Genomic DNA, 14,683 nt, shown 5'->3' with positions numbered 1-14,683 from the left:
GATAACGATATGAAATTGTCTGTGATGGAAAAAATAGGTTTTGGAGCCGGAGATATGGCCATCAACGTGGTGATTATCTCCATGCAGCTGCTGCTGGCGTATTTCTATACTGATATCTATGGCTTACGGGCGGCGGATGTGGGAGTGCTGCTGATGGTTGTCCGTATGATCGACGCTATAATTGACCCGGCAATGGGCATGCTCACCGATAAAGTCTCCACCCGCCAGGGCCGGTATCGCCCGTGGCTGCTGTGGTTCGCCCTCCCCTTTGGCTTCGCCGTATATTTGATGTTTATCACGCCGGATATTGCCTATATGGCCAAGCTCGCCTGGGCATACTTCACCTATATCTTCATGACCCTGGTCTATACGGCGATAACGATTCCTTATATTTCACTGATTGGCGTTATCACCGACGACCCGGCCGAGCGCCTGAGCGCCAACGGTTACCGTTTTGTGATGACCAAAATCGCCGCCTTTTTAGTCACCATTGTGGTTCCTTTCCTGGCCGTGTGGCTGGGCCACGGCAATAAGGCGCTGGGGTATCAGCTCGCCATGGGACTAATGGGCGCGATGGGGACCCTGTTATTTATATTCTGTTTTATCACCACCCGCGAGCGCAGCGAGCCTGAACTGCCTGCGCTCACGGTCAGACAACAGTTCGCCATTTTACGGCGTAATGATCAGTGGCTGATCCTGGGAGTCGTTATCATGTTGATGATGTGCGGCTACGTTATTCGGGGTTCGGTCGCCACCTATTACGCCAAGTATTATTTAGGCGGCGGCGACAGCCTGATCTCCCCCTTCCTGACCACTGGTGTAGTGGCATCCATTCTTGCGATGGTTGCCGCTACATGGGTGACCCGCTTCTGGGACAAAATAATCATGTTCCGTTACACCCAACTGATGACCTGCCTGCTGAGCGTGGCGATGTACTTCTGCGTCGGGCAATCAAACCTGATCCTCGCATTCGTCTTTTTCTTCCTCATTAACTTTTTCTGCGATATGCAAATGCCCGTGTTCTGGTCATCCATCGCGGAGGCGGTGGATTACGGCGAGAAGAAAACCGGGCTGCGAGTTTCCGGGCTGGCGTTCGGCGGCATCCTGTTCTTCCAGAAGTTCGGGATGGGGATCGCCGGTGGCGTGCTGGGTTTTCTGTTAAGTCACTTTGGCTATCAGGCTGACGCCCAGCAGAGCACAGATTCCCTGACCGGCATTACGCTGATGATGACGCTGATCCCCGCCTTGTTCCACCTGGCCATCGGCTTGCTGATGAAAAAATACCTGATTAATAACCCCTACTATCTGGATATTCAGGCAGAGCTGGCACAGCGCCGGGCATAGGAGAAGAAGATGAATACCTTAAACAGAGTCTGGGTGACGGGCGATGCCTCCGTGGACTTAGTGCCCGGAACAAAAGATACCTATCTGAAATGCCCGGGCGGTGCCTCGGCCAACGTCGCCGTCTGTGTGGCGCGGCTGGGCGGCAACTGCGGATTTATTGGCTGCCTGGGTGATGATGATGCAGGGCATTTTTTGCAGCAGACGCTCCGTCAAAATGGCGTGGATGTGTCGTCCCTGCGTATCGACCCCCGGCAGACCACCGCCGTGCTAATCGTTAATCTGGCGCCGGACGGTGAGCGCAGTTTTACCTATCTTGTCCACCCCGGCGCTCACACGTTTGTTAGCGTACAGGATTTACCGGCATTCTCCCCTGGTGAGTGGTTTTACTTCAGCTCTATCGGGCTAAGCGACAGTCCGGCGCGCGAAGCTTGTCTGGAAGGCGCCAGCAGGATGCGGGCAACCGGGGGCCACGTAATGTTCGATGTAAACCTGCGCATCAGTATGTGGCGCGATCGGCAAGAGATTATGCCGTTGTGTGCCGAAGCCATCAGCCTGGCTTCAATCTGCAAGGTTTCTGCCGACGAACTGTGCTGGATGGGCCAGGTAGAGCGCTGGCAGGATGCACGCGACCTTATTCGCGATCTCGGTTGCGGCACCGTGCTGATTACACTAGGGAAAGCAGGCGCCCTGCTACTCACGCCTGACGGCGAATATGCGTTTCCTGCGCCCGATGTTCACGCCGTGGACACCACCGGCGCAGGCGATGCGTTTGTAGGAGGGCTGCTTTATACCCTGTCCAGGCAAACCAGTTGGGACCACAGCCTGCTGACCGAGGCCACCGTTAATGCCAATGCCTGCGGCGCAATGGCGGTGACGGCAAAAGGGGCAATGACCGCACTGCCATATCCGGATCGGCTCGCCGCTTTCCGCGCCAGCCATCCACAGAACGAGAATGTGAAAGCGTAAGGAGCCATTGATGAGTGCCGAATACCAAAAAATACTGGGCTGTCTTATTGGTGCCGCCGCGGGGGATGCAATGGGAGCCGCGACGGAAGTCCGTACCCAACAGCAAATCCGCGACTATTTCGGCGGCTGGGTGACCGGGTTCGAAAAACCACCCGCCGATACCTTTGGCCGCTGCAATGAAGCCGGGATGTGTACGGATGATTTTATCCAGGCAAAATACATTATGGATGCGCTGTTGAACCATCATCGCCAGGTGAGCGATGAAGCAATGCGCGAAGCTTTTCAGCGCTGGCTGGCGTATCCGTTTTACGCCAACTTTACCGGCCCCACTACCCGTGCCGCAATGAGAGCCATCTTCAATGACGCGCGGGAGTCATTGCAGGGTGAACTGGAAGGAGAGAAACAGTCCGTACAGATTATTAACAAAGGTAATGCCGAAGCGACCAACGGTGCGGCAATGAAAATCTGGCCTGCCGCCGTGCTGCATCCCGGTAATATTGAACAGGCCATCCGGTGCGCGCTTGATATCTGCCGCTTCACGCATAATAACGTCCTGGCAATGTCCGGTGCGGCAGCGATGGCGGCGTCTATCAGCGAAGCACTTAAAGGCGTAACCAGCGCGGGGAGTATTATCGCCGCCGGGATCTATGGCGCAGACAGCGGCTATACATTAGCAGCGGAACAGGGGGCAATGATGGTCGCTGGGCCGTCAGTTGCCCGCCGTATTGAACTTGCCGTCAGCATAGGTAAACGCCACGCCAGCTGGGAAACCGCGATTGTCGAAATCGCTGATATCATCGGCTCCGGCCTGCATGTCAGCGAGGCGGTGCCTGCGGCATTTGGCCTGTTCGCGTGCAGCCCGGGGTCCGCCGTTGATGCGGTTATCTCCGCCGTTAACATCGGCAATGACACCGATACCGTCGCCACAATGGTGGGGGCGCTTTCCGGTGCCTTCCACGGTGCAGATGCTTTTCCCGCTGATTATTTAACCACGGTAGATCGCATGAATGATTTCAATCTGGCAGCCCTCGCCAGACAGATCGCCGGGTAGCATGGTGTTCTGCGGGAACGACAGCAGTGAGCAGTCCGCAGAGCAACGCCATGGCAGAACGATTCGTAAAAACGATGAAAAGTGGCTACATCACCTTCATGCCAAAAACGGATATTATGGTAAAGACATCCCTGTCAGTACAGGAAGGTATGTCTTTAATTTTGCTGAATAATTAAGTAAATATATTTAGCTATAATATTTTTCTACTGACTCCAAATTATTCCAGGCCAACAATGCAATTCTTGCCGGAGTTTTTAGCTTGATAAAGCCGAATATCTGCTTTTTTCAATATCTCATCAGTGGTTGAGCCTTCATGCCACGCTGAAACACCACAGCTAAAGGTTACATTCAAACCCTCTTCACGCCATTGTTTTTGTTCTAACGTTTTCCTCCAAATGTCCAGTAGCGTATAGAACTTCTCATAATTATTCTCTGGATATATGACAACAAGCTCTTCACCGCCAAATCTGTATATATTACTGAAAATGTCGCTACCGACCTTACTAAGGTAGGTTAGTACAACGTCACCTGTATTATGCCCGAATGTGTCGTTAACAGTTTTAAAATTGTCAACGTCAATAATAGCGAAATAGAATGAATTTTTAGCGCTGACAAGATCGTAAAAATCAGCATCGAATTTCTTTCTTGTAAACAAATTAGTAAGACCATCCGTTTCGGCATCATGTATCGCGATCTCAAGTTTTTTGCTATTTTCTCTCAAAGACTCAGAAACTGTCTTAATGCTATCCCCTTTTTCATCAATGGAGAGTCCATTTATGTTTAAATAAAGAGCAGTAATAGCCTGTTTAAAATACAGTTTGATTATGAACAGTAAAACTAAATAAAATATTAAACATGCCAAGGAGGTCAAGAAAAAGAAATACTTTTCAGCACTACCGTGTTTTTTAAAATTAGCTTCATTAACTATACTGAATGCAATCCATTCGGGGTTGTCATAAACGCGGTAAAAAACATACGATTTTGTTGCCACATCAAAAAAATGACCTTCGGACTCTTTCGCCCGTTCTATCCAGGCCTGGGGTATGGCCCTTTTAAATAATTCTTTAGTATTGGAATACATAAGTAAGTTGCCATCATACGAAACAACTTTAAATCGGGCATGGTATGGAGGGTGATTGTTTTTTATCAGCGCGCTTAAATTGTGTAAATCCAGATCAAATGCAATATTACCTACAAACTCCGAATGGTCGTTAAAAATATTCATGCTGGCAGTAACTGCCATGCCATTATTATATTTAGATGTTTTGTCTATAGCTTTGTATGGAACAGAGAATCTTATCTCATCTTTCCTTGCTGAGACGGGATACCAGGGTCTTTCTTTTACATTAAATTTTTCCGCGTGGTTTTCTGGATAAATTGTGTAGTTACCTTCTTTATCCGATAGAATAACTGCTTCAAAAAAAGTTGTTGAGTTTACGATAGATGGAATTATCGAATTCAGTTCTGTATGTGAGGGGGATATATAACCTTCAATATCTTTTGAAGTCAGCTGCCCTAAAAGAGAATGAAGTAATAACTGCATTTCCTGGATAGGCCTTTCTATAGCATTCCTGGCACTATTGTCATTAAATCGAGTCATGGTCTCGATAAAATCATCTTTATGTCTTATGTCCATAGCTATAAATGTATACAAGAACATTATAAAAAATGGAATAAAGGTGCAAGCGGTTAAAACGCAAATACTTTTATGTGATATGGTGTTCTTCACTTGACTACAATGCTCCATGCAAGTTATAAATAATACGCTGAACAAATTAATATTTTTTATTTTGAGTGCTGCGTTAAATTAAGACGACCAAAATCAACCAAACTTAAATCTCTGTTAAAAAATTAGTATACTGTTGATTAGCTGGCGAATTTATGCCATCACACCCAATTAGCCGATCTTGAGGGAGAATATTCACTGTTGAAATTCCCTAATGGCCTATGCGTATAACACCAAAACAGGTGGCGTTCTGGCCTCTACGTTCTGCCCGTACAGATGAAATCTGCCTTGAACTGCTGGCTCTGCTCACACCTTTTACTATCGGCATGATAACCAGAGATGATTGAGGGGGTTTTGTACCAGAGAAGTGCCGAAGAACAAACATCTGATCGATAAGAGATTCACTCAGCGTATTGAACGTATCAACCTGACGTTAAGAACCCGCATTAAGCGCCTGGTTCGAAAAACCAGCTGCTTCTCGGATTCAATTGAGTGACATGAAAAACCATTGGGCGTCGATTAAAAAATACATGTTCTACTAAGGGGGGGCGCCATTACCTTTTTTCTTTTACTACAGTGCCGGATTAATTCCAGTAACAGTATGGCACTGGCTACTTCAGGAAGGCGCGTCCATCATATCGCTGTCATTCGGGGTGGGTACTGTATTTTGAGGCCAAAATAATATTGCGGTGACCGGGTGGGTCACCGCAATATAACTATTCTGCGCTACGTGATACATGTGCTGCTGCAGCTTCATTCGCACGTTGACAAGCTTGTGCCAAATTTTCGCCTTGTGACAGGGCGTTGCACAACACGCCGACAAAACAATCTCCCGCGCCGTGAGTACTGATTAATTCGACAGGAATTGCTGGAAGGGAACTAGCAGATTCCCCCTTCAGACCGAATGCTACACCGTACTCACCGGCAGTCACCACCACAGCGGGAAAGCGTTCGCACAACTTTTCAGTTGCGGTACGTGCAGAAGCCAAATCAGTCACGTCAATCCCACTCAAATCTCGTGCTTCCACGCCGTTAACAACCAGAATATCGATGTTACTTTGCAATTCCTGGCTCATCATTCGTGCGGGCGCAGCATTAAGACATACTATGACACCATGCTTATGGGCTTGTTGTGCGGCCAGAACATTTACAGATTCAGGTACTTCATTTTGCAAAATGAGCAGTTGAGTCTGCTGCCATAATGCGGCATCAGAAAAAGCGCTTTCAGGAATATGATTGTTAGCGTTTGAAACCACCACCGCGCCGTAATCTCCTTCGGCATCACTAATGGCGACGCTCATGCCAGAAGGAACCTGTTCAATAATTACCAGTCGACTGATATCAATGGCATTAGCAGTGAGAACATCGCTTAAAAATACGCCATGAGCATCAGCTCCAACCGCGCCTACAAAAGCAACCTGTGCGCCAGCCCTTGCAGCGGAAACAGCCTGGTTCCCACCTTTACCGCCGAATTTATAGTGGCAACCACTGCCAATAACGGTTTCACCTTTTTCCGGACGATGGTGCGCCTGTAGCATAATGTCGTAATGCAGACTGCCTGTGACTACTATTTTGCTCATGCTAGTACTCTCTTAGATCCTTGACCGCCTGCTGCGTTTTCATCAGGTTTTTTTCCGCTTTCTTCAAATCCTTTTTGGCGATAGCGACAAACAGCGCGTCCAGGATATTGAGCTGCGCAATACGCGATGCGGCATTTTCCCCGAGCAGATGCGATCCTTGTGATGTGGAGTTGAGCACCACATGCGAATTGTGCGCAATAGGTGACTCGGCATAGTTGGTGATGGCAATTGCTTTGGCACCGTTGCGGGTAGCCAGTTTAATCGGGTCATTCACGGCTCGTGTGGCACCAGAGTGACTAATTGCAATAACCACATCATCGTCAGACAAAATGGCGGCAGACATCAGCATGGTATGAGCATCGTCATGTACTGACGATTTAATACCAATTTTCAAAAGCTTATGCGACAGATCGCGTGCGACAGTGGCCGAGCCACCGACGGCGTACATATCGATATAGCGCGCTTTAAATATGATCTCAGCCGCGCGATCGAAGGCCGCAATATCGAGTATTGAACTGGTTTCCTCGATAGCCTGGATTGATGTCCGAAACACTTTGGCCAACAATTGTTCCGACGAATCCTCAGGCTCAATTTCCGCATGCAGATTAGCTACTTCAGAATGGTTGTAATAAATCAAACTGCTTCTGAAATCACGAAAACCAGAAAAGTTAAGTTTCTTGGCAAGCTTGACCACCATCGCCTCAGAAACATTATTCTCCTGAGCAATTTCTTTTAACGACGTTTGCTCAGATAAATTGGTTTTTAGCGTGATTGACTCCACAACCTTTTTCTCCAGCGGAGTCAGATAGGGTAATCTCATACGAATTTGAGCACCAATCGCTCGTGGATCCAGCTTCATTATTTGCCTCGTGTCGCTCTGTCAATCAACATTGCTATGATAATAATAAGGCCTGTAGCAAGCAATTGATAAAAAGCCTGGATATTCAATAATGTCAAACCATTACGTAATGCTCCAAGAATTATTGCCCCGATAATCGTACCAAGAACGCTACCTTTCCCCCCCATTAATGAAGCGCCACCAATCGCAGCTGCAGCAATCGCATCAAGCTCCCATAAATTTCCTAACGTGGGTTCAGCCGCTCCCAGACGTCCAATTAAAATAAGTGCGGCCAGTGCTGCTAACACTCCAGAAAGAATATATACAGTGACTTTTGTTCTTTTTACCGGCACGCCTGCCACACGCGCGGCTTCTTCATTCCCGCCCACCGCAAGAATATACTCACCCAGAGGGGTCTTATTCATAATCACCCATAAAATAAGAGCAATGACTACCACAATAATAATTGGCATGGGAATACCAAACACCAGACCATTTATTACGCTGCGAAATTCCATTGGAATGCCAAATATTGGGTTACCATCGGTGAAAATCAGTGCAATAGCACGAAACAGTGACAGGCCACCCAGGGTTACAATAAACGGTTGTAAACCCGCATAAGCGACAAGCGTTCCGCTGAATACTCCACATAATGCACCGATACCTAACGTCGCCAGTACGGCTAACGGAACGGGAACACCTGCGACCATCAGCGTTGCGCCAAGCACGGCTGAGAGTGCAGCGGCAGGGCCAACTGATAAATCAATACCGCCTGAGATGATAACCAGCGTCATTCCGAGAGCAATAATGGCATTAATTGATGACTGCTGCAAAATGTTAAGCAGATTGGGTAAGGTAAAAAATACCGGAGACAAAAAAGAGAAAGTGATAATAATAATTAACAAACCAATAAGCGTTCCGGCATCTCGTACATTAAATTTAAAATGTGATGTAACGGATGTCGCTGGTTGAGTATTACCTTGTGTGATCATCATAGTAACCTTAAAAATAAAAGGGGAAGTTAATTTTTCATATCCAGATCGCTGATAGCAAACCGGGCAATATTTTCCTCTGTAACATCTTCACCATGTAATTCCCTTGAAATCCTACCTTCACGCATAACTAACACGCGGTCGGAGATCCGGATAATTTCTGTCATTTCAGATGAGACGACTATTATTGCCTTTCCCTGCTGAGCCAGCTTTTCAATCAGATTATAAATTTCTGATTTGGCACCAATATCAATGCCACGGGTAGGTTCATCAAAAAGAAATACCCTGGCGTCAGCGGCAACCCAGCGACCAATGATCACTTTTTGCTGATTACCTCCGCTTAGTGTGCCAATGGGTTTTTCAATATTCATGGGGCGTAGCTTTAAGTCAGTCATCACATCAGTCGCGACCTGATTTAATCTACTTTTCTTAATCAGCCCACTTACAGTGAATTTCCGCATTGACGGTAGTGCGAGATTCATTTTGACCGCTCGTTCTTTAATGATGCCTTCCTTTTTGCGGTCTTCTGGTACTAACCCGATACCAGCGCGAATGGCATTGGCGATAGTGAGTCTCCCCAACACGGCACCTTCTATTGCTATCTGCCCGCTGGTGGATTTATCGATACCGGCAATCAGTTTCAAAAGCTCGGTGCGTCCGGCTCCAACCAGGCCGGCAATACCCAACACCTCGCCTGCGTTAACCGTAAAACTGGCGTTGACGACGGCTTTATCACGACCAAGGTTTTTGACTTCCAGCACCGGCTTTTCAGTAACATAAGAATTGTGCTGTACCTTATCGATTTTACGTCCCACCATTTTGGTGACGATGGTCTCTTCTGTTTCATCGCAAATGTTAACCACGCCGACCTGCTTGCCATCACGCATAATGGTTGCACGATCGCAGACTTTAAAAATCTCATTCATTTTGTGCGATACGTAAATCAGCGCCACATTCATTGATTTGAGATCGGAAATCAGCTCAGCTAACCTGTCAAATTCGCGTGGTGTCAGGCTGGATGTTGGTTCATCCATGGCGATGATTTTCGCGTCATCAAGCAGTGCGCGGGCAATTTCCACGATCTGCTGCTGGGACACTTTGAGATTCTTAATCGGTTCGTTGGGATCGATCGTGGGATCGAGGCGCTTAAGGATCGTCATCGCCCGTGCGTACTGGGCTTTTTTGTTAACGAACAGACCTTTGTACCTGGTTAAAGGCCGACCTAAAAACATATTCTGTGCAACGGAGAGTTCAGGAACGTGCTGCAACTCCTGGTGGATCATGGCAATACCAGCATGGCGTGCAGACAGCGGGCTTTTCATCTGAATAACCTGACCTTCAACACAGATCTCACCGCTATCCGCCCCCCTGACGCCGGACAGGATATTGAGCAATGTCGATTTTCCAGCGCCATTTTCGCCAATTAGCGCATGCACTTCCCCACGTTTAACTGAAAAATCAACGTCCTGAACGGCAATGGCATTGCCGTAGGTTTTGGTGATACTACGCATCGTTAAACAAAACTGTTCCATACACCCTCCGTTGCCTGGCTTTATTGCTGTTTCAGCAGTTCACGTAGCTTGTCGTTATCTTTGGTGGAAAATGCATCTGCATTTTCTTTCGTGATAAGCGCCTGTGGAGTCGAAACTACGCGAGAGATTTTCTGCCCATCAATCAGACGCAGCAGCACTTCTATGGCAACTTCGCCCGTCAATACCGGGAAGCTATCCACCGTGCCAGTTAATTCACCGCGCTTAATGGATGCATAAGCATCAGAAATACCGTCAGTGCCGAAGACCGCAACCTGGGCAGATTTATTGACCGAGCGCACGGCTTCAACGACACCCAGCGCCATGCCGTCGTTATTTGCGTAAAATCCTATTAAATCAGGATGTTGTTGCAAAATGGTCGCCGCGGCATTATAGGCACGCTCGCGGCTCCAGTTTGCCGGGATACTGGCGACAAGCGTAAATTTACCGTTGGCGGTAATCGTTTCACGAAAACCGCTGGTGCGTTGGCCTGCGGCATATACACCTGGCTGCCCTTCGATAATGGCTACTTTGCCTCCTTCAGGGTGGTGTTTGATGAACCAGTTCGCAACACGGACCCCGTTATCTTTCTGCACATTGCCCACATACCATGCCGCAGTTGGCATGACGGCATCATTCACGTTGACGACAGGAATTCCTTTGCTTTTCGCGGTCTCCCAGGCTGGTTGCAGATTGGCATCGGTTTGCGGCGACACCAGCAGGCCGTTAAATCCTTGAGAAAGAAGAGTTTCTGCAATTGAAAGCTGGCCTAGCTGATCGTCTTCATTTGCCGCAGCCTGGTAGGCGAGGGTAAAACCATTCTTTTTCGCTACGTTTTTATAGCCCTCACCCAACGAGCGCCAGTATTCGTTGGTTAACGTTTTCGATACGCCGCCAATTTTCAATTTACTGTCGACGGCGGGCATCGGGCCATATTTACTGGCAAGCTCTGTCCAGTCCGTACGATCGGGTTCGGTATCGGAATGCAGTGGAGGAAGTTCCGCGGCGTAAAGGCAAGAGCTGAACAAGGTAGAGGCGAGTACAGAGAGTAATTTTATTTTCATCTTTTGACCTTCAATGTTTTTGTAGGAGTAAAACACCGGTAGTTCACGAATCAGCGAGCCAGCATGATGTCATTCACTATTTGCTGTGATGTAACAGCATCCTGACGCGCGATCGCAGCTGATAGCTCCGGATTGTTGTTGAGTTTTTCGCTCAGTTTTAAGAAACGTTTTACGGTCGCGATATTGGTTTCAGCTTCGCGTACCGGATCGAGACCACTTGCGTCCGGGAAGGTATCGAAGTAATACGCCCCCTGATAACCATCGCGTTGCATTTGCCAGATAAATTCAAGTGTTGCACGAGGATTGACTGAGCCGACCATCAGACCATCGTCACGTTTGCCCCAGCCGTCATTCAGATCGAGACCCAATAAACGCGAGCGCCGTGCAACCATTGCGGCGGCGTAAGCCGGGATTTCGTTAGCGAAAAGTACGTGTGCAAAATCAAGCGTAATGCCCAGATTTGGTGATCCCGCTTCCTCTACGGCTAACAGGCAGGTCGTGACGTTCGGGAAAATACTGTAAGCACGAGGTTCATTGGGCTTATATTCAATGCTGATATCGACATCCGGCGCGTATTCAGCGACTTCACGTACCGCGCTGACGGCGTCTTCCCACATCTTTTTGTAATCAGCCTGGAAGCAGTAATCAAAGCCATCCTGCCCCATCCAGAGCGTCATTAATTTGGCCCCAAACTCGCGCCCGGCATCAATACCTTGCTTGGTCAGCTCAATGGCCTGGCGGCGAATTTTTGCATCCGGGTGAGTAAAGGCACCGATTTTGAATTCAGGAGCATCCCAGCGCATTTGCATTCCGTTAACCGCAAGGCCAGCCGCTTCGATGGCCTGACGCATGGTTTTAACGTCAGTGGTCATGTGCTGGGGATAGTTTAAATCCAGGTGAGTCAGGCCGTTCACCGTTCCGGCACGTTCAATCATTTGCAGTACCGACGGTTTACCCTGCAAATCAGGCCAGTACATATGTGGACCGGAGGCAAAAGAGTTCAGGCGTGTAGCAAATTTCAATTCTGACATGGGAAGTCCTTCCTAAATTGGTTCGTAAAGTACTTTCTTTCTTCACGATAATTTGTGAAGTAATGATTTACTATCATCAGGGGAGTGCTTCCGCAAGTTAATTGCGTTGTAGGGGAGAAATTTTGCGAGGCTATTCACGAAATCAGGATGGATGGATGGGGGAGTCTTTGATAAAGCTGTACGCCTGACCTGAATAACGAGTATTTGAGTGAGTGTGCAACTAAAGGAGAGGATTCTAAATCTTCGATGTAAGCAATAACCCTTCTGACACTGAGAGAGGGCAGCGGCGTCTATCAGACCAGCGATTGAGAGCGTAACCAGCGCGGAGAGTATTATCTGCTTTGGAAAACATAACCAAATTGCCAGCGTTATCGGCAATGGTCATTACCACGTTTCATAACTTATCCATTTATATTTTCATGGGAGTTTTCGGTAGCGTAAAAATAACATGTATTAATTCGTAGTGATTTTTCGGATGCGATCCCCTCCATCCTCAGCAATATAAATATCTCCCGTAGGGCTTACCGCCACACCATTGGGATAATTAATGCCGGCCTGAAGAGCATGACCATCAGTGGAGTTACCCTGCCCGCTACCAGCAATGGTTGTAATATGCGTTGCCTGTGCGTCAAAAATAATGGCACGGATCCTATTATTCATACTATCCACAACCAGAACCGCCCCCTTTTTATCTATCGCAACGCCATACGGAGAGTTAAATTCAGATAAATTTCCCGCGACGGTAGAAACAGTAGCAAGCTTGTCTGCGAACGAAATTTTACGCACCCTATTATTGCCCCGGTCGGCAACATAAATACTGCCAGTTGAGTCAAGCGCTATGCCAAACGGGCGGCTAAAACGTGCGCTAAGTGCTGGGCCATCCTGTTTCCCACTGCCCCCAACGCCGGCAACGGTACTCACTCTGGTCCCCGTAATTTTACGGATACGATTATTGCCGCTATCAGCGACGTATAAGTTTCCAGCAGCATCAACAGCCAAACCGGCCGGGTTTTTAAAACGAGCAGATTGCAAGGCCCCATCAGCAAAGCCACTATCGTTGCCAGCAACGGTACTCACTAATGCCTGGCTGCCAGAACCCGTTATTTTACGAATTCGATGTCCATAATATTCTGCGACAAATACATTACCACTCTTATCCACGGCAACGCCGGTGGGATAATTAAACAATGCTTGTGCCGCAATGCCATCTCTTGTTCCCCGATGAGATCCCGCAAGCGTACTGACAACTAAGGTACCGTTAACGGAGCTTATTTTTCGGATACGGTGATTTTTGCTATCAGCGACAAAAATATCGCCCTTATCATCGACGGCAATACCGCTGGGCCCACTAAAAAGTGCGGTTGCAACCGGGCCATCTTTGTAGCCTCCCTCAGAGCCAGAAACAGTATATAATTCCCCCGCGCTTGTATTACCAGCAACGGTAATTATCAAAGCGGAAAGTAAAGCCCTTAAGCGAATAGAAGAGAATGCCCATGGGATCATTGCCATAAAAATTTTTTCACTCCGATTGATACATTTATTACCTGGATGTTCAAACCCGGCGTCGGGAAAGCACAAGCGTTAAGGTAGTAGCTGAATATCTTTTTCAAATGTTTTAAGCATTTTGAGGATTTCTGACCAACAAATTGCCATTTCTCGCCAATCATTTTCAGCCAGGCCTGACAGGTTTCGATGAAGATTCTTGCAATTGCATTTCATCTACACTCGAATTATCAAAACCTAACCGGCCGATAAATGGCAACCGCAGCGCCGGTTGCTTAATATCAACACCAAAATTCAGCCCCAGTAAATTGATTTCACCCCCCTCTTCCATACCGAGCGTAAAGCCCAAAATACCAAGCACTGAAAGCTGTACACCACGGCCAGAAGGAGATAATCCAATCGGATCGGCTAAGCCACGATAATCTTTACCAATGGCATTGGCCGGAAGATCCAGCTTAAGGCCGGGAACCTCTCGCCCAATATGCGCCATAAACGTATTACTATTAGGCCCTGGCCATGCCTTATAGGTGTTTGAGTAAGGGTACGCTTTTATTGCCGCTTCAATTTTTGGGATCAAACCTTCGGCCTGACTACCGCGGATATCCACAAAACGTTCTGGTTGCTTACCAAACCAGTAACCATCGGGGACGGCATAGTCCCTGCGCACAAAATTGGGGCCAAGCCAGCCAACAACCTCATAACGGGTAAACTGGGCTTCACCAGCACGCTTAAAAATAATCCATGGATGCACCGCGACCAAACCACGCCAGCCGTATGTGGGTGCGGCATAAATCTGAATAATAGCGTCATGTTTCATTTTTACCGGGTCTGGAGACATTCCGGCAGAATCACGGCGTGCCGTTGTCCAGCTATTCGAGGCGGAGTCCACTTTGGCCTGCGAATTTTTTATATAACTAGCCAAAAACAATAAAATTAATGCAAAACAAAAAGTTAACCATTTAATAGCCATCATGATAGTTAGCCACCCGTAGCAGAAAGTCTATTCCACAAGGCAATCGGTGAAATGAGTATTTCCAGGATAGTCCTCGAGAAACAGAG

Annotated in this window: 12 protein-coding genes and 1 pseudogene; 4 read left to right on the top strand and 9 right to left on the bottom strand. The window is 47.8% G+C overall.

Annotated features, from left to right (window positions below; all coding sequences use genetic code 11):
- The first annotated feature begins 9 nt into the window (after positions 1 to 9).
- From EHN07_RS14915 to EHN07_RS14905, 3 genes are read left to right on the top strand one after another with little or no spacing between them, the layout of a single operon-like run.
- Positions 10 to 1,344, top strand: a complete 1,335-nt coding sequence (locus tag EHN07_RS14915; protein ID WP_124024880.1) for an MFS transporter — start codon at positions 10 to 12, stop codon at positions 1,342 to 1,344.
- 9 nt (positions 1,345 to 1,353) lie between these two features.
- The gene (locus EHN07_RS14910) at positions 1,354 to 2,310 is read left to right on the top strand and encodes an aminoimidazole riboside kinase (RefSeq protein ID WP_124024879.1); all 957 of its coding nucleotides are present in this window, start codon (positions 1,354 to 1,356) and stop codon (positions 2,308 to 2,310) included.
- A 10-nt stretch (positions 2,311 to 2,320) separates the two neighbouring features.
- Complete coding sequence (locus EHN07_RS14905; protein ID WP_124024878.1) at positions 2,321 to 3,361, top strand: ADP-ribosylglycohydrolase family protein; 1,041 nt, start codon at positions 2,321 to 2,323, stop codon at positions 3,359 to 3,361.
- Positions 3,362 to 3,578: 217 nt separating this feature from the next.
- Here EHN07_RS14905 and EHN07_RS14900 read toward each other — a convergent pair whose 3' ends face one another.
- A complete protein-coding gene (locus tag EHN07_RS14900) occupies positions 3,579 to 5,090 on the bottom strand; it encodes a sensor domain-containing diguanylate cyclase (RefSeq protein WP_167467318.1) in 1,512 nt (503 codons plus the stop codon).
- 217 nt (positions 5,091 to 5,307) lie between these two features.
- Between EHN07_RS14900 and EHN07_RS14895 the strand changes: the two are divergent.
- Positions 5,308 to 5,583, top strand: a pseudogene (locus EHN07_RS14895) (IS1 family transposase); the annotation flags it as partial.
- A 220-nt stretch (positions 5,584 to 5,803) separates the two neighbouring features.
- On the opposite strand, the gene EHN07_RS14890 reads toward EHN07_RS14895, so the two are convergent.
- The 8 genes from EHN07_RS14890 to EHN07_RS14855 form a co-directional block, all read right to left on the bottom strand.
- Positions 5,804 to 6,667, bottom strand: coding sequence for a ribokinase (locus tag EHN07_RS14890; protein WP_124024876.1), 864 nt, complete (start codon positions 6,665 to 6,667; stop codon positions 5,804 to 5,806).
- Position 6,668: 1 nt separating this feature from the next.
- The gene (locus EHN07_RS14885) at positions 6,669 to 7,526 is read right to left on the bottom strand and encodes a MurR/RpiR family transcriptional regulator (protein ID WP_124024875.1); all 858 of its coding nucleotides are present in this window, start codon (positions 7,524 to 7,526) and stop codon (positions 6,669 to 6,671) included.
- Positions 7,526 to 8,497, bottom strand: a complete 972-nt coding sequence (locus EHN07_RS14880; protein ID WP_124024914.1) for an ABC transporter permease — start codon at positions 8,495 to 8,497, stop codon at positions 7,526 to 7,528. Before EHN07_RS14880 ends, EHN07_RS14885 begins: the two co-directional genes overlap by 1 nt.
- Before the next feature lie 29 nt (positions 8,498 to 8,526).
- On the bottom strand, positions 8,527 to 10,029 hold the full coding sequence (locus EHN07_RS14875) for a sugar ABC transporter ATP-binding protein (protein ID WP_124024874.1): 1,503 nt from the start codon (positions 10,027 to 10,029) through the stop codon (positions 8,527 to 8,529).
- 20 nt (positions 10,030 to 10,049) lie between these two features.
- Positions 10,050 to 11,090, bottom strand: a complete 1,041-nt coding sequence (locus EHN07_RS14870) for a sugar ABC transporter substrate-binding protein (RefSeq protein ID WP_124024873.1) — start codon at positions 11,088 to 11,090, stop codon at positions 10,050 to 10,052.
- A 50-nt stretch (positions 11,091 to 11,140) separates the two neighbouring features.
- A complete protein-coding gene (locus tag EHN07_RS14865; protein ID WP_124024872.1) occupies positions 11,141 to 12,121 on the bottom strand; it encodes a TIM barrel protein in 981 nt (326 codons plus the stop codon).
- 453 nt (positions 12,122 to 12,574) lie between these two features.
- Positions 12,575 to 13,630, bottom strand: a complete 1,056-nt coding sequence (locus EHN07_RS14860) for an NHL repeat-containing protein (RefSeq protein WP_124024871.1) — start codon at positions 13,628 to 13,630, stop codon at positions 12,575 to 12,577.
- 160 nt (positions 13,631 to 13,790) lie between these two features.
- Complete coding sequence (locus EHN07_RS14855; RefSeq protein ID WP_124024870.1) at positions 13,791 to 14,597, bottom strand: DUF3750 domain-containing protein; 807 nt, start codon at positions 14,595 to 14,597, stop codon at positions 13,791 to 13,793.
- Positions 14,598 to 14,683: the final 86 nt, after the last annotated feature.

Origin of the sequence: Buttiauxella warmboldiae (assembly GCF_003818135.1) — a bacterium.
Lineage (GTDB): Bacteria > Pseudomonadota > Gammaproteobacteria > Enterobacterales > Enterobacteriaceae > Buttiauxella > Buttiauxella warmboldiae.
Note: the sequence above shows the minus strand (reverse complement) of the source record. Positions and strands in the feature narration are given on the sequence as shown.